26 protein-coding genes, 1 tRNA gene and 2 pseudogenes are annotated in these 24348 nt (G+C 70.2%); 19 read left to right on the top strand and 10 right to left on the bottom strand.

Going from position 1 to position 24348, the window contains the following annotated elements; genetic code table 11:
- The first annotated feature begins 53 nt into the window (after positions 1-53).
- The 3 genes from BFF78_RS24300 (at position 54) to BFF78_RS24290 (ending at position 4234) form a co-directional block, all read left to right on the top strand.
- Positions 54-683: a hypothetical protein gene (locus BFF78_RS24300; protein WP_159033052.1), complete on the top strand. Its 630-nt coding sequence runs from the start codon at positions 54-56 to the stop codon at positions 681-683.
- Positions 662-1897: a M6 family metalloprotease domain-containing protein gene (locus tag BFF78_RS24295; RefSeq protein ID WP_069780330.1), complete on the top strand. Its 1236-nt coding sequence runs from the start codon at positions 662-664 to the stop codon at positions 1895-1897. Before BFF78_RS24300 ends, BFF78_RS24295 begins: the two co-directional genes overlap by 22 nt.
- 675 nt (positions 1898-2572) lie before the next feature.
- Positions 2573-4234, top strand: coding sequence for an IclR family transcriptional regulator domain-containing protein (locus BFF78_RS24290; protein ID WP_069780329.1), 1662 nt, complete (start codon positions 2573-2575; stop codon positions 4232-4234).
- Here BFF78_RS24290 and BFF78_RS24285 read toward each other — a convergent pair.
- A complete protein-coding gene (locus tag BFF78_RS24285) occupies positions 4212-4595 on the bottom strand; it encodes an acyl-CoA dehydrogenase family protein (RefSeq protein ID WP_069780328.1) in 384 nt (127 codons plus the stop codon). The genes BFF78_RS24290 and BFF78_RS24285 overlap by 23 nt on opposite strands.
- Before the next feature lie 96 nt (positions 4596-4691).
- Between BFF78_RS24285 and BFF78_RS46350 the strand changes: the two genes are divergently transcribed.
- Together BFF78_RS46350 and BFF78_RS24275 are read left to right on the top strand one after the other, a co-directional pair.
- Complete coding sequence (locus BFF78_RS46350; protein ID WP_069780327.1) at positions 4692-4943, top strand: hypothetical protein; 252 nt, start codon at positions 4692-4694, stop codon at positions 4941-4943.
- 192 nt (positions 4944-5135) lie between these two features.
- Positions 5136-5211 (top strand) — tRNA-Arg (locus BFF78_RS24275).
- A 76-nt stretch (positions 5212-5287) separates the two neighbouring features.
- Here BFF78_RS24275 and BFF78_RS24270 read toward each other — a convergent pair.
- Positions 5288-5721, bottom strand: a pseudogene (locus tag BFF78_RS24270) (tyrosine-type recombinase/integrase); the annotation flags it as partial.
- Between the two features lie 407 nt (positions 5722-6128).
- Here BFF78_RS24270 and BFF78_RS24265 point away from each other — a divergent pair.
- From BFF78_RS24265 to BFF78_RS46345, 8 genes are all read left to right on the top strand, one after another.
- On the top strand, positions 6129-7475 hold the full coding sequence (locus tag BFF78_RS24265) for an IS630 family transposase (protein ID WP_079161095.1): 1347 nt from the start codon (positions 6129-6131) through the stop codon (positions 7473-7475).
- Between the two features lie 518 nt (positions 7476-7993).
- A complete protein-coding gene (locus BFF78_RS24260) occupies positions 7994-8302 on the top strand; it encodes a hypothetical protein (RefSeq protein WP_069780326.1) in 309 nt (102 codons plus the stop codon).
- Positions 8299-8940, top strand: a complete 642-nt coding sequence (locus BFF78_RS24255; RefSeq protein ID WP_069780325.1) for a DUF5819 family protein — start codon at positions 8299-8301, stop codon at positions 8938-8940. Before BFF78_RS24260 ends, BFF78_RS24255 begins: the two co-directional genes overlap by 4 nt.
- Complete coding sequence (locus BFF78_RS24250; protein WP_079161452.1) at positions 8937-9932, top strand: HTTM domain-containing protein; 996 nt, start codon at positions 8937-8939, stop codon at positions 9930-9932. The genes BFF78_RS24255 and BFF78_RS24250 overlap by 4 nt, the downstream gene beginning before the upstream one ends.
- Before the next feature lie 103 nt (positions 9933-10035).
- Positions 10036-10572, top strand: coding sequence for a hypothetical protein (locus BFF78_RS24245; protein ID WP_069780324.1), 537 nt, complete (start codon positions 10036-10038; stop codon positions 10570-10572).
- Positions 10573-10641: 69 nt separating this feature from the next.
- Positions 10642-11052 carry a thiol-disulfide oxidoreductase DCC family protein gene (locus BFF78_RS24240; RefSeq protein ID WP_227025920.1) on the top strand — a complete coding sequence of 137 codons (411 nt, stop codon included), beginning with the start codon at positions 10642-10644 and terminating at the stop codon, positions 11050-11052.
- 8 nt (positions 11053-11060) lie between these two features.
- Entirely contained in the window at positions 11061-11897 is an 837-nt protein-coding gene (locus tag BFF78_RS24235) for a serine hydrolase domain-containing protein (protein ID WP_069780323.1), read from the top strand.
- A 155-nt stretch (positions 11898-12052) separates the two neighbouring features.
- Positions 12053-12283 (top strand): hypothetical protein, encoded by a 231-nt coding sequence (locus BFF78_RS46345; protein ID WP_159033051.1) that lies wholly within the window; start codon positions 12053-12055, stop codon positions 12281-12283.
- Positions 12284-12383: 100 nt separating this feature from the next.
- On the opposite strand, the gene BFF78_RS24230 is transcribed toward BFF78_RS46345, so the two are convergent.
- Entirely contained in the window at positions 12384-13151 is a 768-nt protein-coding gene (locus tag BFF78_RS24230) for a class I SAM-dependent methyltransferase (protein ID WP_069780322.1), read from the bottom strand.
- Between the two features lie 329 nt (positions 13152-13480).
- On the opposite strand from BFF78_RS24230, the gene ccsB reads away from it, so the two are divergent.
- Entirely contained in the window at positions 13481-14590 is a 1110-nt protein-coding gene (gene ccsB, locus BFF78_RS24225) for a c-type cytochrome biogenesis protein CcsB (protein WP_069780321.1), read from the top strand.
- A gap of 30 nt (positions 14591-14620) precedes the next feature.
- Here the strand turns inward: ccsB and BFF78_RS24220 are convergent, their stop codons facing one another.
- From BFF78_RS24220 to arsM, 5 genes and pseudogenes are all read right to left on the bottom strand, one after another.
- Positions 14621-15337 (bottom strand): SRPBCC family protein, encoded by a 717-nt coding sequence (locus BFF78_RS24220; protein WP_069780320.1) that lies wholly within the window; start codon positions 15335-15337, stop codon positions 14621-14623.
- Entirely contained in the window at positions 15330-15470 is a 141-nt protein-coding gene (locus BFF78_RS46340; protein ID WP_159033050.1) for a hypothetical protein, read from the bottom strand. Before BFF78_RS46340 ends, BFF78_RS24220 begins: the two co-directional genes overlap by 8 nt.
- A 38-nt stretch (positions 15471-15508) precedes the next feature.
- Positions 15509-15607, bottom strand: a pseudogene (locus tag BFF78_RS46970) (SCO3933 family regulatory protein); the annotation flags it as partial.
- Between the two features lie 6 nt (positions 15608-15613).
- Positions 15614-16321, bottom strand: a complete 708-nt coding sequence (locus BFF78_RS46965) for a hypothetical protein (protein ID WP_069780319.1) — start codon at positions 16319-16321, stop codon at positions 15614-15616.
- Between the two features lie 213 nt (positions 16322-16534).
- Positions 16535-17353, bottom strand: coding sequence for an arsenite methyltransferase (gene arsM, locus BFF78_RS24210; protein WP_069780318.1), 819 nt, complete (start codon positions 17351-17353; stop codon positions 16535-16537).
- 140 nt (positions 17354-17493) lie between these two features.
- On the opposite strand from arsM, the gene BFF78_RS24205 reads away from it, so the two are divergent.
- The 3 genes from BFF78_RS24205 to BFF78_RS24195 are packed head-to-tail and all read left to right on the top strand — an operon-like array spanning position 17494 to position 19071.
- Positions 17494-17865 (top strand): ArsR/SmtB family transcription factor, encoded by a 372-nt coding sequence (locus tag BFF78_RS24205; RefSeq protein WP_069780317.1) that lies wholly within the window; start codon positions 17494-17496, stop codon positions 17863-17865.
- Positions 17862-18614: an aquaporin gene (locus BFF78_RS24200; protein WP_069780316.1), complete on the top strand. Its 753-nt coding sequence runs from the start codon at positions 17862-17864 to the stop codon at positions 18612-18614. Before BFF78_RS24205 ends, BFF78_RS24200 begins: the two co-directional genes overlap by 4 nt.
- 31 nt (positions 18615-18645) lie before the next feature.
- A complete protein-coding gene (locus BFF78_RS24195; protein ID WP_069780315.1) occupies positions 18646-19071 on the top strand; it encodes an arsenate reductase ArsC in 426 nt (141 codons plus the stop codon).
- A 182-nt stretch (positions 19072-19253) separates the two neighbouring features.
- On the opposite strand, the gene BFF78_RS24190 is transcribed toward BFF78_RS24195, so the two are convergent.
- Complete coding sequence (locus tag BFF78_RS24190; protein WP_069780314.1) at positions 19254-20393, bottom strand: PP2C family protein-serine/threonine phosphatase; 1140 nt, start codon at positions 20391-20393, stop codon at positions 19254-19256.
- A 599-nt stretch (positions 20394-20992) separates the two neighbouring features.
- Between BFF78_RS24190 and BFF78_RS24185 the strand changes: the two genes are divergently transcribed.
- Both BFF78_RS24185 and BFF78_RS24180 read left to right on the top strand, forming a co-directional pair.
- On the top strand, positions 20993-22261 hold the full coding sequence (locus BFF78_RS24185) for a lanthionine synthetase LanC family protein (RefSeq protein ID WP_069780313.1): 1269 nt from the start codon (positions 20993-20995) through the stop codon (positions 22259-22261).
- A gap of 86 nt (positions 22262-22347) precedes the next feature.
- On the top strand, positions 22348-23181 hold the full coding sequence (locus tag BFF78_RS24180) for a slipin family protein (RefSeq protein WP_069780312.1): 834 nt from the start codon (positions 22348-22350) through the stop codon (positions 23179-23181).
- Here the strand turns inward: BFF78_RS24180 and BFF78_RS24175 are convergent.
- Positions 23120-24316 carry an MFS transporter gene (locus tag BFF78_RS24175; protein WP_069780311.1) on the bottom strand — a complete coding sequence of 399 codons (1197 nt, stop codon included), beginning with the start codon at positions 24314-24316 and terminating at the stop codon, positions 23120-23122. The genes BFF78_RS24180 and BFF78_RS24175 overlap by 62 nt on opposite strands.
- Positions 24317-24348: the final 32 nt, after the last annotated feature.

Genomic DNA, 24348 nt, shown 5'->3' with positions numbered 1-24348 from the left:
GCAGCCGCAGTCTGAGCCGCCCGGCCACATACCCCTCCGGGTGGGAGACATAGGTGGCGGAGAACCCTCGCAAGGCCCTTTCAGAGCACCGCGCCCGGGCCGCGAGGGGCGAGGGCGCGAGCGGCGGTCTGGCGGGGGCGGGGTTGGCGAAGGCGGGTCTGGCGAAGGGGGCTCACGCGAGTACCGGTCTGGCGACGGCCGGTCTGGCGAAGGCGGCTCCCGCAACGGCCAAGTCGGCGAAGGCCACCCGCGTGAAGGCCGATCCGCCGAAGACGGCTCACGCGAGGACCGGTCTCGTGGAGGCGGCCCCCGGGAGGACCGGTCCGGCGAAGGCCGGCGGCCCGAAGGTCGCTCGCACGAGGACCGGTCTCGCGACGGCGGCTCCCGCAAGGGCCAAGTCGGCGAAGGCCACCCGCGTGAAGGCCGATCCGCCGAAGACGGCTCACGCGAGGACCGGTCTCGTGGAGGCGGCCCCCGGGAGGACCGGTCCGGCGAAGGCCGGCGGCACGAAGGTCGCCGACGCGCGCCCCGCCGTCGCGAAGGGCGATCCGCCGAGGGCCACCCCCGTGCGGGCCGCCCGCGTGAAGGCCGCTCGAGTGAAGGTCATCCCCGCGAAAGCCGCTCGCGCGCCCGGCGCCGCCGTCGTATACGCCCGCGCCGGATGGCCACTCTCGCCGTGGTGACCGTGCTGACCCTCGCGATCAGTACCTCGGCCGGGACCGGACACCTGCCGGCGCCCACCACCGCCGGGCCCATCGGCGTGGCCCGCTCCTCCGCCCTCGGCCCCTGTACCGTCCACGGCGGTCTCGACGTACAGATGACCGAGGGCCTGCCCACCCCGCACGGTTACGCCCACTCCACGGGCACGCTCCACGCCCTGACCCTGATGGTCGACTTCTCCGACGCGCCGGGGCAGGGCAGCGCCATGGACCGCTTCCACGAGTTCTTCCCGCAGACCCAGGAGTGGTTCCGCACCGCGTCGTACGGCCGCCTGGACTACCGTCCGGAGACGCCGATCACCACCTGGCTGCGGCTGCCCAAACCCTTCAAGGGCTACGGCATAGAGCGCGGCGCGCCCTTCGAGCCCGGCTACCGGAAGCTGGTGCAGGACATCGTGGCCGCGGCCGACCCTATGGTGGACTTCCGCGCGTACGACATCCTCAACGTCCTGGTCACACCGAACGCCGGCCCCTCCGCCCTGGACACGGTCCTGTCCGTGACCTTCGCGGGCAACGGCGACGCCCCGGTCGCCGACGGCGTCCCCGTCTCGAACGCCTCCTTCATCTACTCCCGGCAGGACGACGGCTCCGGCTCCTACGACCACACCGGCTACCGGGTGCTGCCGCACGAGAACAGCCACACCTTCGGCCTGCCCGACCTGTACACGCAGGAGGGCGGGGGCGCGGTCGGGCACTGGGACATCATGAGCGAGGACTGGGGGGCCAACAACGATCTGCTGGCCTGGCACAAGTGGAAACTGGGCTGGCTGGACGCCTCCCAGGTGGGCTGCGCGGCGACACGCGGCAGTGTCGAGTACGCGCTGACGCCGCTGTACAAGCCGGGCGGCGGCAAGCTGGTCCTCGTCCCCGTCAACGCGCAGAGTTCGTACGCGGTGGAGGTGCGGGAGCAGGGCGGCAACGACGAGGAGGTGTGCCGGCCTGGCGTGCTGATCTACAAGGTGGACGGCACGATCGACACCGGACGCGGTCCGGTCACGGTCTACGACAGCCACCGGGGCAGCGGCGGCTGCACCCGCAGCCCCAACGTCCACTCGGAACTTTCCGACGCCCCCTTCTCCCCCGGCGAATCCTTCAAGGACCCCCGCCATGGGATCACCGTGGAGGTGATCGGGAAGGACGAGGGCGGCAGCTATCGGGTGCGGGTGACACGGCGATAGGGGGGAGGGGCGAGGGCGGAGCTTGCGGATGGCGTGCGCGGGGCGGGGTGGGGGTCGGTACTTGCGGGCGATGGGCAGCGCGCACCGGACGGAGGCTTGTCGGCAACGGGTGGCGGTCAGTGGAGAAAGGGGCGACTGAACTGGGGGGAGGGCCGTGGGCGGCGGGCGGGCTACAGACCACGGGCGGGCGGCGGACAGCGGACGGGGCGGCTGAGCCTGGAGGGCGACAGGCGCCGGGCGGAGCCTTCAAACGGCACGCGGGCTGGCGGCGACGGGCGGAGTGAGCCACGCGGGGAGCGACGGCAGGCGACCGACGGTAGGCGGCAGGCGGCAGGCGGCAGGCGGCAGGCGGCAGGCGGCAGGCGGCAGGCGGCAGGCGGCAGGCGGAGAGTGTAAGTGGCTGGCGGGTGGCAGACGGAGTCGGCGGGCGGGGAGCGACGGAGCCGGAAGGGCCGGCGGGGCCGGCGGCAGACGGACGGAGTCAGCCGGACGGCGGCTGACGGAGCCGGGAAGCGGCAGGCGACCGACGGCTGACGGCTGACGGCTGACGGAGCCGGGGAACCGCGGGCAGGCGGGGGCTCGTAGCTTGGCAGGGTGGTGGACGGAGTTGGGGGAGCCCGTAGCCGGTGGGTGGGGATTAACGTAGGCCTGCCCGAATGCCGTACCGGAGAGCCGATGCCCGCGAAGAGTGCGACCGCGCTGGATGCCGACGCCCGTGTCGAGGCGGGGGAAGCGGTCGGGCCGTTGCTGCGCGGGGTCGGTGTACTGCGGCGGCTGACCGAGGCGGGCGGCACGCTGAGCCCGAGCGCGCTGGAACGGGTCACCGGACTCGCCCGCTCCACGGTCGACCGGATCACCGCGACCCTCTCCCGCATGGGCTACGTCCGCCTCGACGGCCGGGACGTCGTCCTCACCCCCGGCGTCATGGAGCTGGGCAACGCCTACCTCGCCGCCCTGCGACTGCCCGCGCTGCTCGACGCCCGCGCCGACGCCCTCGCCGACGAGTTGGACGAGTCGGTGTCGCTCGCGGTCGCCGACCTCGACGGCATCCGTTTCATCCACCAGGCCACCCGCCGCCGCGCGATGTCCGTGAGCTTCCGCATCGGCGACCTGCTCCCGGCCGAACGCACCGCGCCGGGGCCGCTGTTCGCGACCGAGTGGACGGGGCCGGACTGGACACGCTGGCGCGCCCGCCGCGCGGCGGACCCGACGGACGCCACCTTCCCCGCCGTACCCGCCCGGCAGACACCCACCGGCGACCCCACCTTGAGCGACCCCGCCTTGAGCAGCCCCGCCTTGAGCGACTCCGCCTTCGCGGAACGGGTGGAGCGGGCGCGCCGGGAGGGCTTCGCGGTGGACGACCAGCTGATCGAACCGGGCCTGGTCGCCGTGTCCGTACCGGTACGGGACCCGGGCACCGGCCGCCTGGCCTGCGTGGCGAGCGTGGTCAGTCACACGAGCCGGCACTCCGCGGCCGGCCTGCGCACGAGCCTGCTGCCACGCCTTCGTACGGCGGTGACGGCGATGGAGTCCGACCTGCGCACGGCACCGCCGCCCGAGCCCGGCCCGCCGCCCTCGGGCCTGGCGACCTGGACGACGGCGTCCAAGCACCAGCTGGGCCGGGACTTCGTGGAGTCACTGGCACGCGGCCTGACCGTGCCGGCCGCTTTCGGCGAGGGCCGCTCGGCGCTGTCCCTGACCGAGGTGGCACGGGCGACCGGCCTGGCCCGGGCCACGGCCCGCCGCGCGCTGCTCACCCACGAACACCTCGGCCTGGTCCGCGCGCTCCCCGACCGCACCTTCGCCCTCACCCCGCGCGTCCTGGACCTCGGCTTCCCACCCCTGTCCCGGACCACACTCCCGCGCCTGGCCGAGCCGCACCTCCGCGCCCTCACGGACCGCTTGCACGAGCCGACGGCCCTGGCGGTCCTCACAGCCGACGGGACGGAGATCCAGTACACCGCCGGGGCGGGCACGAGCCGGGTACTGACCGTGCGCATCACGGTCGGCGCCCGCCTGCCCGCCGCCGCGACGTCCCTCGGCCGTGTCCTCCTGGCGGACACCACGTCCCCCCTCCCACCGCCCCTGGCCGAGGTCCGCGCCCAGGGATACGCCCTGGTCGACGAGGAACTGGAAGCGGGCCTGCGGTCCATCGCCGTACCGGTACGGGACCGGAGCGGCCGTGCGGTCGCCGCGCTGAACGTAGCCACCCACGCGGCCCGACGCACCCCCGACGCCTGCGTCCGCGAAGTCCTCCCAGCCCTGCGCACCACCGCCGACCGCATTCAAAGAGATCTCCACACGGCCTCCCGCTTCACCCACGTCCCCTCGTGCTGAACCGCCGCGGCTCCGGCACCGCCCCCAGCCAGATGCTCTCCATGCCCACCTGCAGCGTCATCCCGAAGGCGCCGTGTACGTGGACCGCTTCGCCGGTCACGGTGCGGCTCACCTCCGCCGCGAGGGCGAGAGCCCCGGTGCCGCCGTCCCGATGGGCTCGCCCTTGTCCGGCGCGCGCCGCGGTGTCCCGCACGAGCAGGCGTGTCGCGTGCACCCGCGCGCGGCTCGCGGCGAGGCGGAAGGCGATCGACGGGATCCGGCCGAGCGGCCGGCCGAACTGGCGCCGGCTCTTGGCGTACTGAACGGCCGCGTCAGGCGCCCCGCTCGCCAGACCGATCAGATAGCGGCTTGCCCGGACCAAGCGGTTGCCAGGACTTCCCGCCAGACGGCGGCCGGGTCGCCGCCCGGACCGAGTTCCAGGACGGCCGATCGGGGGATGTCCGCCTGGTAGACCCCGATGTTCCCGCACACCCGCTGGGGCGCGGCCCCGGCAGGGACGGAGGCGGACCGCGCCCTCCGGGACGCGCTGGCCGTCCTCTACCGGGAGGGGGCCGCGTCCGGCACCCCGGTGGCTGCGGCCCGCACGGCCTCAGGGCCGGCCCCACACCAACTCGCCCTGTTCCAACAGCTCACCGTTCGCATGGGAGAGCCGGCCACCGCCCAGCCGAACCTGTTGCCCGCTCTCGTCATGAAGGAGGGAAGCCGATGAGGGGCCCCTGCTGAGCCACACGGCCTGACCACCTCTCCCACCCTGCTCCCCGACACCAGCGCCCGCCCGAGCCCCGATCCGGTACCCTGTGGATCGAGCGCCCTGGCGGGCGCTGTGGCGTGCGCCGCGGGCTGAGCCCGTGTCCCCACCGCAGCAACCGGCCCCGGGCCGCTCAGGGCTTGATCAAGAGATGCCTTCGTAGCTCAGGGGATAGAGCACCGCTCTCCTAAAGCGGGTGTCGCAGGTTCGAATCCTGCCGGGGGCACCAGTTCAGAGGGGCCTCACCTACCGATTTTGGTAGGTGAGGCCCCTCTGACATCTACAGCTGACATCAACGAGCGCGGTCACTGACGACCAGGGCGCTTCCGCAACAGCCGGTACATGTGGCTCATGGCCTCGCGTTGCGTGTCCTGGACGACGTGGGTGTAGACGTCCATGGTGATGCTGATCCGGGAGTGGCCCAGGATCTCCATCACGACGCGGGGCGCGACTCCTGCCGCCGTGAGGAGCGTGGCCGTGCCGTGGCGGGCGTCGTGCAGTCGGATGACGCGGAGGCCGGCGGACTGGGCGACGCGGGTGAAGGAGCGAGAGAGCTGCGCGGCTCGACCAGGCGGCCGGTCCGGGTAGTGAAGACGTACGCGGACTCCTGCCACTTCTCCCCCGCCTTCGCGCGGGCAGCTGCCTACCGTATGCGCTGCCAGCGCAGGGGGGCGATACAGAGGGCAGGCAGCGGGACGGCGCGGCGACGGCGGCGGCTCTTGGGATCGTCGTCGTACAGGTAACTCCCACCCTGTGCTCTGGAATTCAAACCTCGATCCACCGCGTCACGTCTCAGCTGATGACGAAGGTGCGGCCTCGCCCCTGAAGCCGGGCTTCCTGCATGCTCAGTCAGATGAGCGCCTACAGCAGCGATCTGGACCTGGAGGTCCCGACGCCACCGGCAACGGCGTCGAGGTAGACGTAGCAACGAACCCGCTGAACGGCGCCGTGCAACTGGCAGTGCTGTGGACCCAGGAGACTTGCCTGCACCCCGACGACGCCGGACGGGTAGCCCAGTCACTTCTACGAGCTGCCGAACACGGCCGCCGCATCGCACAGGCCGAAGCCCCGAGAGCTGGTCAACGCACCGATGTCAGCTAGTGTGATGCGCCTGAAATCGCAGGCTTAAGTCTGTAGCCTGTTTTCATGTCTCGGGGTCCTCGTGCCGTCGAAGTTGTGCTGTCCGATGAGGAGCGCGCCGAGTTGTTGCGCTGGGCGGGCGGGGCAGTGGCGCCCCGTCTCGCCGAGCGGGCACGCATCGTCTTGGCGTGTGCGGATGGGAAGCCGAATACGCGTGTGGCGGCGGAGTTCAAGGTAACCGCGGACACGGTGAGGAAGTGGCGCTCGCGGTTTGCTGCCCGGCGGATGGCCGGGCTTGCGGATGAGCCGCGGCCGGGCCGACGCAAGTCGGAGCTGGTGCTCAGTGATGACGAACGGGCTCAGCTGACGCGTTGGGCGAGGCGCGCGAAGACCGCGCAGTTTTTGGCTCTGCGCGCGAGGATCGTGCTGCGGTGCGCGGAGGGCGGGACGAACAAGCAGGTGGCGGCCGAGCTCGGGGTGAGCGAGCAGTCGGTGAACCGCTGGCGGGCCCGGTTCGTCAAGCGGCGGCTGGACGGTCTGGTCGACGAGCCGCGGCCCGGCCGGCCGCCGTCCATCCTGCTCGACCAGGTCGAGGACGTGGTCGTCGCGACGCTGGAATCCGCCCCGGGCCAGGACACCCACTGGTCGCGGGCCTCCATGGCCGCCCGCACCGGGCTGTCGAAGTCCACCATCGGGCGGATCTGGAAGAAGTTCGACCTCAAGCCGCACCTGCAGGACGCCTTCAAGCTCTCCACCGACCCGCAGTTCGTCGCGAAGGTCGTCGACGTCGTCGGCCTGTACCACAACCCGCCGGAGAAAGCCGTGGTGTTGTGCGTGGACGAGAAGAGCCAGATTCAGGCGCTGGACCGCTCGCAGCCGGTGCTGCCGATGATGCCGGGCATGCCCGAACGGCGCACCCACGACTACCTGCGACACGGCATCACCAGCCTGTTCGCCGCCTTCAACATCGCCGACGGCACTGTCATCGGTGAACTGCACCGCCGCCACCGGGCCGTCGAGTTCAAGAAGTTTCTGGTCACGATAGACAAGGCGGTTCCTGCCGGGCTCGATGTGCACCTGGTGTGTGACAACTACGCCACCCACAACACCCCCGAGATCAAGACCTGGCTCGGCAAGCACCCCCGCTTCCATGTCCACTGCACTCCGACCGGCTCTTCCTGGATCAACCAGGTCGAGCGGTGGTTCGGCCTGCTCACCGACAAGCTCATCCGCCGAGGCGTCCACACCTCGGTGAAGGCGCTGGAGGAGGACATCAGGGCCTGGATCGACTCATGGAACGAGAACCCCCGGCCCTTCACCTGGACCAAGACCGCCGACGAGATCCTCAAATCCCTCGCCGACTACCTCACCAAGCTCACTCCGCCAGCCACCGAAAATCAGCGAGAGACTTAAGCCTGCGATTTCAGGCGCATCACACTAGTGAGCCGTGGCTGAGGCCGGTACGGGGTTACCGGAGACACGCTGCGTCGTCCGTGCTGGCCACGCTAGCCGGTGGCCGGAGGCAGGTGTTTCTCCGATCCCGACCGGCTGGGAGCGTACATTTTCAGCCAACCCCCTCCGATGGACGCCGGAGTGGCGTGCGCCCCTGCCCCGCTCGGAACCACCTCAGACATGCCCCCATTTGTCCGGAATTGACAGTGAAGTAAAGTTCAATTCTCGACAATGTTGGCCATCTATCGCCCATGTCGTTGATCATTTTCGGTCGTGCGGGTTGTTACTGGCGAGAAACATCGGCTCCGGGTGTGAAAGTATCCAGCCAACGGGGACACGGCCTGCTGACCACACGCCGACAGTGCCTCCGTTGCCAACAGGGGGAAATTCGGGCAGCACGCTTCCGCGCTGCCGGCATTCCATCCCTCTTCTATCCCTCGGATAACCCTGCCCAAATTCGGCAGGTATAAGGAGAGAAGATGAAGAAGCTGTTCACCGTCGCGGGCATCGCCACGGCTGGTGTCGCGGCCGTGCTGAGCATGCAGGGGACCGCGCAGGCCGCGGCGCCGCAGGTGCACGCCGCTCCGGCGGCCGTCCAGCCGGGCGTCGCGAGGATGCCCGCCGGCTTCGGCAGCCTGCTGGGCAAGGCCGTGGTGCACGGCCGCGCGGCCTGCCCGTACGTGGCGAAGGGGCTCGGCCAGGTGGCCAACGACCTCTTCGGGACCCACCTGAAGGCCACCAAGGGCGTCAACGGTGCCAAGGCGGCCGAGACGGTCTTCGACAAGTGACCGAGCGTGTCGTGGTCAGGAGGGCGGTCCTGGTTTCCGGGGCCGCCCTCCTGGGCGCCTACCTCGCCACCGCAGCCCTGACCCAGGCGCCGCTGAACCCGGTCAAGCTGCGCTACTACAATGAGATTCATTCCGTGACGGAGCCCTATCTGTCCCAGAACTGGATGCTTTTCGCCCCGGACCCCTTGTCGGACGACCGCGGCATTCTCGCGCGGGCCAAGTGCGGAAATGGCCGCCTCACCGGCTTCTATGACGTAACCCGACCCTATGTGGACAGGGTTCAACGCGACCGGTTCTTTCCGTCTCGTATCAACCGGCTCGTCAGCGGAACCATCACCCAGATGGACACTCCGGATCCGGTTCTGGAGCGGTTGCGGGACAAGGAGGTGGAGAAGAAGAAACGGCCGGTTCCCCTCCTCCCCGACGAGAAGGCATCCCGGAACAAGGCGGAGATCTTCCTGGCGCGGTATTCGCTGTCCCAGTTGCCGAAGGTCTGTGACGGCGCGGCGCCTTCCGCCGTGCAGGTGCGCATGTACGTGCACGAACTGCCCTCGTGGTCGCAGCGCAAGGATTCCTCCGCCAAAGGAAGGACCAGCTTCGAGGACCTCAAGTGGCGGAACACCGAGGCGGTCGGATGAAAAGGCTCATCTCCACGGTCGACAGATGGAGTTCGGTGCCGCTCGGCGTCGTCGGCGTGTCCGGAACCCGTGCCCTGCTGGGGTTCGTCGGGCTGATGTTCTACGTCAGCCAGTACGCCGACCGCGCTTATCTCTTCGGGCCCGACGCCATTCTTCCATGGCGGGAATTCGTCGCACAGTTGCACGATGACGGTTCCTTCAGCCTGTACGCCTGGAGCTCATCGGAGGCATGGTTCCAACTGGTCTTCCATCTGGGCCTGATCACTGCCCTGATGGTGACCCTGGGCGTCGGCGGCAGGGGGGTGCTCGCCTGCCACTGGGTGTTCCTGTGGTCCCTCTACGAGCGCCAGCCGGTGCTGCTGGACGGTGGCGACAATCTGGCCTACCTGGTCATTCCCATGCTCCTCGCCACACGCTGCTACGACCGGTTCTCCCTGACTTCCGGCCTCGCGGACAGACTCGCCCGGCGCTTGCCGGCGCACCTGCGCTCGCTGAGCACACCGCTGCACAATCTTGGCGTCGTGGCCATTGCCGCCCAGATGTGCCTGGTGTACGTCGTCAGTGGCCTGTACAAGGTGCAGGGGCCAATGTGGCAGGACGGGACCGCCCTGTTCTATGTGCTCCGGGTTCCGGAGTTCTCGCTCCCCGGCGTCTCGCACCTGATCTACGGCAACGACTTCCTGGTCGTGGCCGGGACGTACATCACCGTCCTCTTCCTCGTCTACTTCCCCATGGGCGTGCTGGTACCGGCGCTGCGCCCCTGGGCCGCCGCGATGTCGATCAGCTTCCACCTCGCCATCGCGGTGTGCATGGGCCTGACCGGCTTCGCCTTGACGATGATCGCCTGCGACCTCGTCTTCCTCGACAAGGAACTCGGTAAGGCCGTCTCCATGGCGCACGATCTGGCCGTACGGCTGAGCCGGTGGGCCCGCAAGACGCAGCAGCGCACCGAGCATGCCCGCGAAGGAGCGCTCACCGAGGAATCCGTATAACTCTCAGCGCCCTCCCGGCGCCTTTGGCCGGAAACGGCGCATCGACGCCCGTCGCCGGGCAAGCTCCCAGTTTCACCGGGTCGACCAAGGAGACCGACAGGACATGGAAGAAACCCCGCCCCTCCACCCCGCCGAGGACGGCGCCACGGTGGGACTGTTCTGGGTCTCGGCGGACGGCGTGTACGTGGGAGCCCCGGCGACGGCACCGGCCCCCAACGTGGTGCTCACGGCAGCGGGGCCCCGCGTCACCGGTCCGCACCCACGGGAGTGGACATGGTCCGACCTCGTCGGCCTGGAGATCACCGAGGTCCCGACCCGCTCCGCTCCGCAACGCTGGGCGACCCACGCCGCGAGCTTCGTCGCAGCAGCTCTGGACGCCTGGGTGCCGAGTAGCCCGACCGAGATGACCCTCTCCGTCATCGCGTCCGACGGCACCTACCGGACGCCGGTCTACTCCAGCGCCGCCGTCGCCTACTCCCCGCGCGAGGTCGCTCTCTCACGCCGGTTGATCAGCCACTTCACCCAGGGCACCGCTACGCCCGCCGTCATGACCGAGTGGTGGGAACAGACCCGGCCGACCAAGGTCCTCCGGTCACGGGAGCGGGAGGCTGTGCTCGAACTCTGGCTTGCACGCGCCTGACCGTTCCTTCGTGGGCAGGCCCGCGCCTGCCCGGCCCTCCCCACGAACCCTGCACAGGAGGACAAGCCCGTGCGCATCGACCTCTCGACAGCCGTCAGCCCCGACGCGCCCAGCCTCGCCTTCGACGGTGACTGCGGTTTCTGTCAGGCGACCATCACTCGACTGCAACGCCATGCCAGGCCACGTATGCGGGCCATGCCGTGGCAAGCACTGCCCGACCACATCACCCGGCCGCACCGGGAACGCCTCGACCGAGAAGTCCTCGTCTTTCGCGGGGCCCACGTGGCCGATTCCGGAGCGCAGGCACTCGGTGCCTACCTCGCGTCCTCACCCCGTTTCCGCTACCGGGCCACCGGACTGCTCTTGCGCGCGCCCGTCGTCAGGCAGGCCGCTCGACTCGTCTATCGCCAGGTGGCCACCCACCGGCACCGCATGCCTGCGGGCACGGCGGCATGCGCGCTGCCCCGGACGCACGACTGAAGACCAACATGCTCCGAGTTCCCACCTGCGTACTCAGCAGCTTCGAGCCGCCCCAGGTACGCAACGGCCACAGCCTGGACCTGTTCGTGCAGATCGGGTCCCTGACCAAAACGCTCACCGCAACCGTCCTGACCGCCTTGGCCGACCGCGGAGTCCTGAGCCTCGACGACCCGCTGGAGTCGTTCTTGCCCGCGCCGGAGGGCACCGGCATCACCCTGCGCCACCTCGCCGAGCACATATCGGGCCTGCCACGGCTGCCCCCCGGAATCAGCGGCCGCGACCCCTACGCGGCCTTCGGCCCTCAGGCCCTGGACGCGGTCGTACTGCACCTGGACACCCTGGTCACGGCTCCCGCGGGCACCACCGAGGAATACTCCAACCTCGGATACGCCCTGCTGGGCGCTGCCCTGGTCGCGGCCACCCGCACCCCGTACGAGGAACTCCTGCACCGGCATGTCCTCGACCCGCTCGGCGTCACCGACGTCGCCGCCGATCCGCCGCCTGGCAGACGGCTGTGCCGCCGGGGGATCTTCGGACGACCGGAGCGGCCCTGGACCATGACCGGCGCGATCCTGCCCGCCGGCGGCCTGTGGGCCACGCCCGCAGCCACCGCGCGCCTCGTCACCGGCCTGCTCGTCGACCGCAGGCTCGGCGAGCCGGCACCGGCCTGGCAGAGAGCGGGACGCCTGCTGTGGCACAACGGCGCGACGGGTGGCGCCTCGGTCTTCGCGGGCGCCGCACCGCAGGGCTGGGTCCTCGTCCATCGCCTGTCCGGCCGGAGCGCCGCGACGGACCAGCTGGCCCTGCAGACATTGAGACGTTTCGTCGATGTCCCGTCCCAGTAGGGTGAGCCGCTCTGGTGCTGTTGCCTGGGATGGCTCATCTCGCGGGGACGACTGGAAGGCCCTGGTTGCGTCCTGAGAAGTGGTGTACGGGCTCCCACCTGATCCGGGGAGTGCGCCGCCGTCTGCGATGTGGGGGTTCCGTGACCGTCCAACGCGTGATCGACACCGCCGGTACAACACACAAGGTGACGTGGACCGTCAACGGACAGGCGGTTCACCGGCATGTCGATATCAAAGGTGGTTCGGTCAAGGGGCACCTGGCTCCCGTGATCGAGACGTACGGGTTCTGGGGCTGGGTCAACTGTGTCGGCCCGGATGGCTACTCGCCATCGCCACCGCGGCCATCATCGGCGGTGTTGCCCGCTGGTGGCAGCGACGGTGAGTGAATTGGTGTGAGCCGGCAGAGCTCGGAGTCCGGCTCTGCCGGCCAACCGCGACCACCGGCCATGAGCGTCGTGGCCGACGGTGTGAACGGCGGGGGATCACCTATTTGCCGGCGTGCGCCACGAGCAGCGGCTGGAAGAAGCCCGTCTCGTGCGGCATTCGCCACTCGTGGTCCACAAAACCCGCATCGGTCACGAGGCCGGCCAGCCGGTCCCGATCGAGCGCCCAGCAGACGGTTCGGCGGACCTTGACGCGCCATTCTCCGCCGGTCGGCAGCAGTTGGAAGTGCTCCAAGTCGTAGTGCTCGCCGTCCTCGTGCCAGTGCCAGAGCTGGAAGGTGACGGTCCGTTCTCCTCCGTCAGCGGGCTGGTGGACCTGTGGCGGCGTCGAAGCGGGTCGGTTGCGCAGCAGCTCGTCGTAGGGGCGCGTGCTGAGTAGCAGCAGACCGGCGGGGCGCAGCACTCGGCGCATCTCTGCCAGGGCGGCGTGGACGTCCTGTTCCGCCAGCAGATGGGGCAGGGAGTTGTCGGCGCAAACGACGGTGTCGAACCGGCTTTCGGGAAACGGCAGGCGTCGCATGTCGGCAGCGGCCGTGCGCAGCGTCACATCACGGTGGGCGGCTTCCCGGGCAGCGCGGGCGGCGGCGCGGGCGCTGAGGTCCGTGCCGATGACGCGGTGCCCGCGCAGCGCCAGGCCGATGGCCTGGGTGCCGATGCCACAGGAGCAGTCGAGCACGCTCGCGTTGTCCTGGCCTATCAGGCCGTCCAGTGCGTCGCCCTGCCGACGGATGCTTGCATCCCAGTCTGCGTAGACGAGGTGGTAGTCATCGGCCAGCTCGTCATAGAAATGTGCGACCGGGTTCTCGGGCATGGCTCGAGGCTACTGTGCGTAAGCCTCGGTGCAAGGGCCCCGGACCGGCGCGAAGCAGCCGAGGTCGGGGTCGGTCCGGCGGTGCAGGCAGGACCAGGCCCTCTTGACGGATTCGACACGCGAGTCACGGCAGCAGCCCGCTGCCAGGGCCTCTGATGCCACGTGCAACACTCACGGCTGTGATCCCAACTCCCTTTCCGCCTACCAGGTTTACCGGCGGCACATGTGCCGGTGCGCGGCAGTGTGCCCGTTGGTTAGGTGATGCAGGCCGTGCCGTCGACGGGGTCACCGAGTCGTTCCCCGCTCCCCTGGTCTGGAAGGAGTAGACGGTGGTCCTCGCTACCGCGGCGGTCAACATCAACTTGGCCAACATCTCGAACTACCTCATCTATTCGGCGATCGCCGTGTATCTGCTGGCGATGTTCGCCTATTGCGCCGAGTGGGCCTTCGGCAGCCGGGGCACGGTTGCCCGCCTCTCCGCCGCGCACGCCGCGCCCGCCGGGGCGGAACCCAACACGGCGGCGCCGCAGGAGCAGCACGGCGAGGGGACCGACGGTGCCGTGTCCACGCTCGTCCGCACAGCGCCTGTCATCGTCACCAGCGGCGGCCGTGACGGCCACGGCCGCACGCCGGCGGACGGGCCCGGGGCCGCGGGGACGGACAAGCAGGCCGACCTGCTGGGGAGGATCGCCGTCTCGCTGACCGCCCTGGGTTTCCTCCTGCACGCCGGGGGTGTGCTCACGCGCGGGCTGTCGGTGATGCGGTTGCCCTGGGGAAACATGTACGAGTTCTCCTGTGTCTTCGCGCTGACCGTGGTGGGGGCCCACCTCGTCCTGCTGGCTGCCGGGAAGAACGTGCGCTGGCTCGGACTGCCGATCCTCATCGCGGCGCTGCTGATCCTCGGCTTGGCCGTCACGGTGCTGTACACCGCCTCCGAGCAGCTCGTTCCGGCTCTTCACTCGTACTGGCTGGGCATCCACGTCTCCGCCATGATCATCTGCGCGGGTGTCTTCTGCGCCGGCTTCGCGGTCACCGTCTCCTACCTGGCACAGGAGGCCCGAGAACGCCGTGTTGCCGCAGGAGAGGGGCAGGGAAGCCGCCTCGACGGCATCCTGGAACGGCTCCCCGCCGCCGCCAGCCTCGACAGGCTCTCCTACCGCCTCAACGCCCTGGTCTTCCCCCTGTGGACGTTCGCCGTCATCGCGGGCTCCATCTGGGCCGAAAAAGCCTGGGGGCGCTACTGGAACTGGGACCCCAAGGAAACCTGGTCCTTCATCACCTGGATCGCCTACGCCGGCTACCTGCACGCCCGCTCCACCGCGGGCTGGAAGGGCCGCAAGGCGGCATACCTCGCTCTGGTGGGCTTCGCCTGCGTCCTCTTCAATTTCTACGGCGTGAACATCTTCGTGACCGGCAAGCACTCCTACGCAGGCGTCTGACATCCCGTGACGTACCTGGTCAGGGGCCGTTTACCTGCGCGGTGGGTGGGGGAATCGCTCCGTCCACCAGGTCCGCCAGCGGGAGTCCAGTTCGGCCAGTTGGGCGTCGTCGAGGTCGTAGGTGCTCAGGATCGCCATGGCCGCGCCGTTCGGCTTGCTGGGTGATGGGGCCGTACTGGACACGATCAGGAGTCCGTTGCCCCAGGCGTCGACCGTGATACCGAGTTGGTGGCCGGAGCGGAACCACATGTGCCCTGCGACGTCCTCGCCGAGCAGATGCTTCCGGAAGGGGGTGCCCGCGGCGACGTCCGCGAGGTCGAGTGCTTCGATGAGGTGCACCGCGTTGTCATTGCCGCCGAGGAACGAGAGTGTGCGGCGGACGGCGCCGGGGTGGTGCTCGACGGCGAACTTCAGCTGCTGTAGGAAGGTGACCCAGCCTTCGGTGACGTCGTCGTAGTAGGCGTCCCGGTCCGGGTTGTCACCACGGGAGACACGGGTGAGCGTGACCCGGGTGCCCTCGCCGTGCGGTTCGAGCCTGAATTCGTCGCCACCGTGCAGTGTCAGCGTGCGTGCGGAGGCGTTCTCCACCGTCCCGGTGAAGAAGATCAGGTCGATCTCGTCGTGCAGGCCCTCGTAGTCCCAGCCCATCCAATGGCGGATCTTGTCCTTGGAGCGCAACGCATCCCAGACCACGTCCGCGGGCGCCGCGATGGTGACCTCGATCCGCGGCCGTGCGTCGTCACTCATCCGGTCCTCCTTGTGTCACGGCGGGAGCCGGGTGGCCGAGGGCGACCATCCGGTACGGCCGGCCGTCGGCGGAGTCGTAGCGCCCGACCGCCTGCCCCACCGCGGCCGTCAGCTCTTCGGTGCCGTAACTCACTTTATGAAGTGCGGGACGACCCGGCGCACGAGACTCGCGAAGCGACCGCGGGTCGGAGCGTCGGCGAGACCGGGCAGCGAGACCGGGGCTCCCAGGGTCAGGCCCTCGGAGATGCCGCCTTCCGCGACGGTGACCTCACGCACTCAGCTGATGAATCGCTTGTTGGCGGCCTTGGCAGCGGCGGAGACCAGGGCGTCGCGGTTGTGACGGGTATCGATGGTCAGAGCCATCAGGTTGGCGCCGTAGCGGACGATGAATACCGGGTCGGCCACGGTATTGCCATCGCCGCCGGAGAGAAGTTCTGCGCTTTGATCGCCATAGCGGGGAGCGGGAAGCCGGGTCAGCGTGAATGTCGCCGCGGGCGTCGGTGAGGTGATGGTGCCGGTGGGGCAGGCAGCCGCGTCGCGAAGCAGGTTGTTGACGGCCTGTTCGGCCTGGGCCGGGCTGGAGAAGGAGCCCACCCATTCGTTCAGGCCTGCCCCGGTCGTGGGATTTCCCAGGGTGCGGGTGGCGAACTGCTTCGCCGAGAGCCTGCCAACCCGCGGATTCATTGCGAAGGAGGCCATGGCGTCGGTACAAGCGACCGATCCAGGTTTGAGCGTACGGAAGCCTGGCGGCTGGTCCGCTCCCGTCTGTTCGGTACCGAAGGTCTTGTAGCCGACGCCGAGTTCGTCGGGAGGGAGCAGCCGTTGGATGAGCTGCGCCGTGGTCAACGCGGGCATGCCCGAGCCCGCAGGCGCGGCGGCGGGCTTGGCGGAGGTCGGCTGGGCATCGGGGCCAGGATGGCCGGTGCTGCTTGTGGCCTTTGCGCTGCAGCCGCCCAGGAGCAGGCCGCTCAGTATCGCGGCCACGGCACCCGCCGTCCGGACGTGTCTTCGTGGAAGGGTGATCACCCGCTGATCCAAGCCGCTCCGCGGCGACTTGGCCAGGGCCTTCGTCGCACCCACCCTGACACCCACGAGTGACATCAACGACCAGCCGAGCCGCGATCGAACTCCTACCGGCCACAGTTGTCCTACGGCCCAGCCTCTCTCCTGAAACGGAGCTTGAGCCCGCACCCGGTGTCACGTGCTTACGGGCGTGGCATCAGTTCCGGCATCCGCGTCCCGACGCCGCCTTGGCGTGTCGGACGTCGCCGGCTTGGTGGCTCGGACGATCGCCGAGTGCATCGCGTTCGCGACCGAGTGGGTCGGGGTGATCTCGATGTTCGTGAACCCGGCGGCTGCCAGCCCCGCGCGGTACTCGGCGAAGGAGAGGGCGCCCGCGACGCAGCCGGCGTGGTCACCGTGCTCGGCGCGCTGTTCGGTGGTGAGACCGTCGTCGGCGACGACGTCGCAGACGCCGAGGCGACCGCCGGGCTTGAGGACACGGAAGGTCTCGGCGAACACGGCGGGCTTGTGCGTGGACAGGTTGATCACGCAGTTGGAGATCACCACGTCGATGGTGTTCGCGGGCAGCGGGATCGCCTCGATGGCGCCCTTGAGGAACTCGACGTTCGTCGCGCCCGCCTTCTCGGCGTTGGCCAGGGCCAGGGCGAGCATCTCCTCGGTCATGTCCAGTCCGTATGCCTTGCCGGTCGGACCGATGCGGCGGGCGGAGAGCAGGACGTCGATGCCGCCGCCGGAGCCGAGGTCGAGGACGCGCTCGCCCTCGCGGAGTTCGGCGACGGCGGTGGGGTTGCCACAGCCGAGGGAGGCGGCGACGGCCTCGGCGGGCAGTGCGTCGCGCTCGTCGGCGGCGTAGAGGGTGGAGCCGAAGTTCTCGTCGGCCTCGACCGGCTGCGGCCCGCAACAGGCGGTGCCGCCTTCGGTGACCTTCACGGCCGCGGCGGCGTACCGCCGGCGGACGGTCTCGCGCAGGTCGGTGGACTGCTGGTCGTTCATGACTGCACTCCTGGGTGAAGGGGCGAACGCGCCCGGCAGGCCATGGGCGGAGCGGCGGCGCGGCGGCGCCCCGAAGAGCTTGTATTGACGTTCGTTGATGCAACCTTGCGCCTTGCATCGAGAAACGTCAACATAGAGGCATGTCGAAACAGGAGCTTGAGTTGATCGGCCAGGACGGTGCCTGCTGCCCGGAGGTGTCCGCGGCGCCGCTCGACGAGGGGCGCGCAGCGGAGCTGGCCAAGGTCTTCAAGGCCCTTGGGGACCCGGTCAGGCTCCGGCTGCTGTCGATGATCGCCTCCCGCGCGGGCGGCGAGGTGTGCGTGTGCGAGATGACGCCCGCGTTCGATCTGTCCCAGCCGACGATCTCCCACCATCTCAAGCTGCTGCGGCAGGCCGGCCTCATCGACTGCGAGCGTCGCGGCACCTGGGTCTACTACCGGATTCTGCCCGGCGCCCTGGACCGGCTGGCCGCGTTCCTGGCCACGCCGCATACCGAAGGAGCCACCGCGTGACCCCGCCGCTGGGCCGACGGCTCGCCGCCGAGGCCGTCGGAACCTGTCTGCTGGTCGCCGTCGTGGTCGGCTCCGGCATCCAGGCGACCGAGCTGTCGCGTGACGTGGGTGTGCGGTTGCTGGCCGACTCGCTCGCCACCGTTTTCGGCCTCGGCGTGCTCATCGCCCTGTTCGGGCCGGTGTCGGGTGCGCATTTCAACCCCGTTGTCACCCTGGCCGCCTGGTTCAGCGGTCGCCGCAACGCCGACGGCCTCACCGCGCGAGATGTCGCCGCCTACCTCCCCGCCCAGATCGCCGGGGCCGTCGGCGGGGCGGTCCTGGCCGACGCGATGTTCGCCAAGCCACTGGTCAAGTGGTCCACGCACGACCGGTCCGCCGCACACCTGTGGCTCGGTGAGGTGGTCGCCACGGCCGGGCTGATCCTGCTGGTCTTCGGCCTCGACCGCATCGGCCGATCATCCCTCGCCCCGGTGGCCGTGGCCTCGTACATCGGGGCCGCCTACTGGTTCACCTCCTCGACCTCGTTCGCGAACCCGGCGGTGACCATCGGCCGGGCCTTCACCGACACGTTCGCCGGCATCGCGCCCGCCTCCGTCGCCCCGTTCATCGCCGCCCAACTGGCCGGAGCCGTGCTCGGGCTGGGTGCCGTCATCGCTGCGTACGGCCGTCCCGCCCCCGCCGCCGCCCCCGCCGCGGACGAGGTCGTGGTCGTGGTTCACCACGGCGAACCCGAACCCGCCTCTTCCTGACCCACTCCGGCTCTCCTGAAAGACGTCTGCCATGAGCGCTCCCGCCGCCCCGCGTCTGTCGGTCCTGTTCGTCTGCGTCCACAACGCCGGCCGCTCCCAGATGGGCGCCGCCTTCCTCACTCGTCTCGGCGGCGACCGGGTGGAGGTCCGCTCGGCCGGCTCCGCCCCCGCCGACGCCGTCAACCCCGCGGTCGTCCAGGCCATGGCAGAGGTGGGCATCGACATCTCCGCCGCGACACCGAAGGTCCTCACCACCGAGGCGGTGCGGTCCTCGGACGTGGTCATCACGATGGGCTGCGGCGACGCCTGCCCCGTCTTCCCCGGCAAGCGGTACCTGGACTGGCGGCTGGACGATCCGGCGGGCCGGGGAGTCAACGCCGTCCGGCCCATCCGGGACGACATCGAACAGCGCGTGCGTGGCCTGCTCGCCGAGCTCGGGATCCCCACGGCGCCATGACCACCAGGGCCGTCGGCGCGACGCATCCGAGACCGCCTTGCGGACCTGACGAGACCGCCTTGCGGACCTGACGAGACCGCCTTGCGGACCTGACGGGACCGCCTTGCGGACCCAACGAGGCCATCTCCAGGGCATACGAGCCGTCCTGTCCTGCGGAACCACAGCCCGGCGAATCCGGGAGCCTAGGGCTGCTTGCCGCGTCCGCGGCGATGGCGGCCTGCATCGGCGTGCGGCGTGCAGCTCAGTGCGACCAGCGCGGCATCGTCGTGGAGGCGGCCCCCTACGTGGGCGAAGAGATCGCGCCGGAGGTGGAGCAGAAGCGCTTCAGGGGTGCTCCCGATCCACTGGGCGGCCCGCTGCGTGAGTGGGTAGAAAGCACCCGTGGCGTCGCGTGCCTCGATCACACCGTCGGTGTAGAGCAGGAGGGTGTCGCCGGGCTCGAAGGAGAACACATCCAGGGTGTAGTCCACCGGTAGCGAGCCGCTGACCCCGAGCGGGGGCGCCGGATGGACGGGAACCGTGACGACGCTGCCGTGACTGAGCAGCAGGGGCGGCGGATGCCCGCAGCTGACGACCCGAGTGACGGGATCGTCGTAGGGGATGTCCATCAGCAGCGCGGTGGCGAACCGTTCGCCCGCCTCGCCATCCGGCTCCAAGTGGGCCAGGTTGCGGTCCGCGCTCTGTTCCAGGGCGGCGGCGAGCGCCGGCAGGGCGGTGTGCTGATGCGCGGCCTCGCGGAATGCCCCGATGAGGAGGGCGGCCTCCCCGATGGCGGACAGCCCCTTGCCGCGGACGTCACCGATCATGATCCGCACGCTGCTGCCGGTGGACGCGGCGGCATACAGGTCACCCCCGATCTGTGCCTCGTCCTCCGCGGCCAGATACAGACACGCGATCCTCACGGGTCCTATCTGCCCAGGCAGCGGCCACAGCAGAGCATGCTGTGTCGCCTCGGCGACCGAGCGCACCTGGGCGAGCTGCCGACGGTGGCGCTCGCGCACCGCGCAGAAGAAGACGATCAGGGCTGACAGCACCGCCAGGGCGAGGATCTGCACCAGCACATTGCGGGAGAACAGCACGCCGAAGTGCCACCCGATGTACGCCTGCGCCCCCACGGTCAGGAACCCGATCAACCCCGTCGCCCAGGGACCGGCGAACGAGGCGGTGATCGCTGGAGCGATGACCAGCAGCGGGCCGAGATGCACGTCGGCCGGGACCACCTGGTCCACCATCGTGATCACCACGATGAGCACGAGCGGTATCACCAGCAGCGCATGGCTTGACTGCCACGGCGGCCGCAACCCGGCCCAGCCTTGCGGCATGTCCACGGATCCACCCTGCACCGTGGCGTCGGCGTTTGCGAATCGCGGGGAAGTCCGGCGCCGTCGCGCCGGCCGGGACGAGCCTTCGTCAGTGTCGATCGAAGTGGCTGGCTCTGCCGCACTGCTCCACCGCGGTCTGTCCGCCGTCGCCGTACGGCAGGAACACCCGCCCGGACGAGACCCCGATCCGCGCCGGGCCGCCTTTCCGGCCCCGGCCCAGGGGGTGAGACCGCCCAGGGCGAGGCCGCACGCGGCCATCAAAGGGACCGCCTTGGTCACGCCGTACCTCGCGCGCACCGCCACCGCTCTGGCTTCACATACGCCGACACCAACAACCGGACCTCCCGCACCTCGCGCGACAGGACTCACAACGAGTGCAAGATCGACCCGATGCGGAACAACTCTCCCCAGAGACTGCCTCGTTATGGCGAGGCATGCGCTCACCTCCTCGTCAACGCCGGGATGGCCCCGACGGCGAAGAAGACGGCGGAGCGTAGGTGAGCGCCCCGGTGGAGGCCGGTGGATCGTGTTGATTTGTTGGCGCCCTGTCGAGGCCATTCCCTCTGGGCTGGGTCCGAAGATCATGTCAGGGTGGGGGCATGACGGGGACAGGGGCCGCGGTTGTGGCGGTGGGTGAGGTCGAGGGGCTCGTGGTGGACGGGCTGCGGTGGCTGGTCGGCGCGGGTCGGGAGACTGCTGGGGGAGGGATCGCCTGGGCCGGCAGGGCCTCGGACGACGAGCTCGATCCGATGCTCTACGGCGGTACGGCCGGGATCGTCCCCGTGCTCCTGGAGGCCTGGCGGCACTTCGGTGACGACTTCTACGCCGACACCGCCCTGCGCGCCGCCCGCGGCCTCGCGGATTTCGTCGACGGTTTCGATGACGACTCCCTCTACTTCGGGCGCACCGGAATGGCCCTCGCCTTGCGGGCCGTTCATGACGAACTCGGCGACACGGCCGCCGGCGCCGACGCCGACCGGGCGCTGGAACTCGTGCGGTCGCGCTTCGACGGGGCGCGCTGGGGCGAGTTGTTCGAGCTGATGGGCGGCAACGCGGGAATCGGTCTGGGCGCGCTCATGGCCGGTGACGCCGAACTGGCCGTCCTCGCCATGGAGCCGTATCTGCGGACGGCGGAGAAGACCCCAGCGGGTGTCCAGTGGGCCCACCGCACGGGCGTCGAGGCCCGTCTGCACCACATCTCGCACGGCGCACTCGGCATCGTCCTGGCGCTGGCCCGGGTCGGCCGGGCCACCGGCCGTGCCGACCTGGTCGAGCTCGCGCTGGCCGGCGCCGCGGACGTCGTGGCGCGGGACGAAGCGGGGCCGGAGGGCTTCCTGGTGCGGCACTCCACCCCGCAGTACCGCCCCGATGTGATCGAGCCCCTCAGCTACGGCTGGTGCCACGGCCCGGCCGGTGACGCCCAGGTCTTCCGGCTGCTGCGGGACGTCACCGCCGACCCCGTCTGGACCGCCCTCGCCGACCGCTGCTGGCACACCGTCACCCACTCCGGCCTGCCCCAGCGGCTGCGCCCCGGCTTCTGGGACAACAGCGGCCGCTGCTGCGGCACCGCGGGCGTCCTCGCCCTGGCCTGCGACCGGATCGCCGAGCAGCAGGACCCGTACGACTTCGCCCACGTCCTGGTCGCGGACCTCGCCGCCCGCGCGATCCGGGACGGCGACGGCGCCCGCTGGTCCAATGTCGAGCACCGGGCCACCCCGAGCGACCTCGAACCGTGCACCGGCTGGGCCATGGGCAACGCGGGCATCGTCCGCGAACTCCTGCGCTTCGTACGGCTGAGCCGCGGCGGCGACCCCCGGTACGCGTTCTGCTGGCCGGACCAGCCCCCGGTGCCCGCACCTCATTCTTGACGCATTCATGACGTGAGCCGCCGCATCCATTCGGCCATGGCCGGTGTCCTTTCCCCTGTCCGTGCCGTTGCGAGGAATGGAGTGCCATGGAAGGCACCGTGGTGGCGGTCGTCGTGGTGGCGCTGTTGGCGCTGCTCGTGCTGAAGAGCGGAATGCGGGTGGTCAACCAGGTGGAGCGCGGGGTCGTGTTCCGGTGGGGGAAGGCGCTGCCGGACCACCGGCAGCCGGGCGTCACCTTCCTGATCCCCTTCGCCGACCGTATGCGCAAGGTGAACGTGCAGGTCGTGACCATGCCCGTGCCCACCCAGGAGGGCATCACCAGGGACAACGTGTCGGTGAAGGTGGACGCGGTCGTCTATTTCCGGGTCACGGACCCGGTGCGCGCCGCCATCGAGGTGCAGGACTACGTCTTCGCCGTCGGGCAGGTCGCCCAGTCCTCGCTGCGGTCCATCATCGGCAAGAGCGATCTGGACGACTTGTTGAGTGACCGGGAGCGGCTGCACGAAGGGCTGGCGCTGATGATCGACAGTCCGGCCGCGGGGTGGGGCGTTCACATCGATCGCGTCGAGATCAAGGACGTACAGCTGCCGGAGTCGCTGAAGCGCTCCATGTCGCGGCAGGCCGAGGCCGAGCGGGAGCGGCGGGCCCGGGTCATCACGGCCGACGGTGAGTTCCAGGCCGCGCAGCAGCTCGCCAACGCCTCCAGGATCATGGCCGACACACCGGAGGCCATGCAGCTGCGGCTCCTGCAGACGGTCGTCGAGGTCGCCGCCGAGAAGAACTCGACCCTCGTGATGCCCTTCCCCGTCGAGCTGCTGCGCTATTTCGACCGGGCCGTGCAGAAGATCGACGCCGACGTCAGCACGCCTCGGCCGCAGCAGGCTCCCGCCCCGGCTCCGGAGAACGCCGAGCAGCCGTAGCGAGCGCCAGCGTCACACCCACCGAGCCCGCCGCCATCATCGTCATCCCCGCGGCGGGCGAGGTGAGTTGGGCCACCGCGCCGGCCAGCGAGGCGCTCACGCCCTGCATGGTCAGCATGCCGGAGGAGTGCAGGCCCAGCGCCTGGCCGGCGAGTTCGTCCGGGGTCAGCCGCATCAGCCGCTCCTGCTGGACGAGGCTCGCGCCGAAGCCCACGGAGGCGACCGTCGCGCACACCACCGCCACGGCGAGGGGCGGGTGCGCGCAGAACAGCAGGTACGGCGTCGCCAGCAACAGCAACAGGGGCGTGGCCAGTCGGCGCCGTACCGCGGGCGGCAGCAGCCGGCCCACCGTCACATCGCCGGCGAGCATGCCGAACGCCCCGCAGGCGAACAGGGCGCCGGCGGCGTGCGGCGCGTACGACACGTACAGGGACTCGCAGCCGACGACCAGGCCGTTGGGCAGCCACAGGCCCAGGTAGGTGAGGCGGCGCGGGCGGGACGACCACAGCAGGGCGTTGGTGCGCCAGGTCGCCGACGGGGACGGGCGGCCCGCCGTCCGGGGCGGGCGCGCGGTCAGGCCGAGCCGCAGGGCGAGCGCGGCCAGCAGGTACAGCGCCGCCGACAGCAGCAGGCAGACGCGCGGGGAGAGCATCGCGAGCAGGGCGCCGCCGGTGGCGAAACCGGCGATCTGCATCAGCCCGCTCATCATGTTGAACAGCGAACGCCCCGGCAGATAGCCGTCCTTGGCCAGGATCTCGTTCAGCAGGCCCCAGCGGACCCCGCCGCCCAGGGAGGCCACGAGGCCCAGGACCAGGACGACACCGAAGACCGCGCCGACCGGCAGACCGGGTACCGCCTGCACCGCCGTACCGGCCGCGAAGGCCAGCGCGATCACGGACAGCGCCGTACGCGGGGGCAGCCGGTCGGCGCCGGACAGCAGGAAGGTCGCGCCCAGCACCTGGGCGAGCGACGGGCCGAACATGCTCACCGCCGACAGCAGCGGCGAGCCGGTGGCCCGGTACACGAGCGTGGCCAGGGCCAGCCCGCCGACCGTCTGCGCGGCGGTCTGCGCGGCCGAGCCGAGAAAGAGCGGGGTGAACTCCGGGGTGCGGAACAGGGATCGATAGCTGGACATGCCTGGGAGTCTCGGCGGCTCACGGACCGGCT

This window comes from Streptomyces fodineus (assembly GCF_001735805.1).
In the GTDB taxonomy this organism is placed as follows: domain Bacteria; phylum Actinomycetota; class Actinomycetes; order Streptomycetales; family Streptomycetaceae; genus Streptomyces; species Streptomyces fodineus.
Note: the sequence above shows the minus strand (reverse complement) of the source record. Positions and strands in the feature narration are given on the sequence as shown.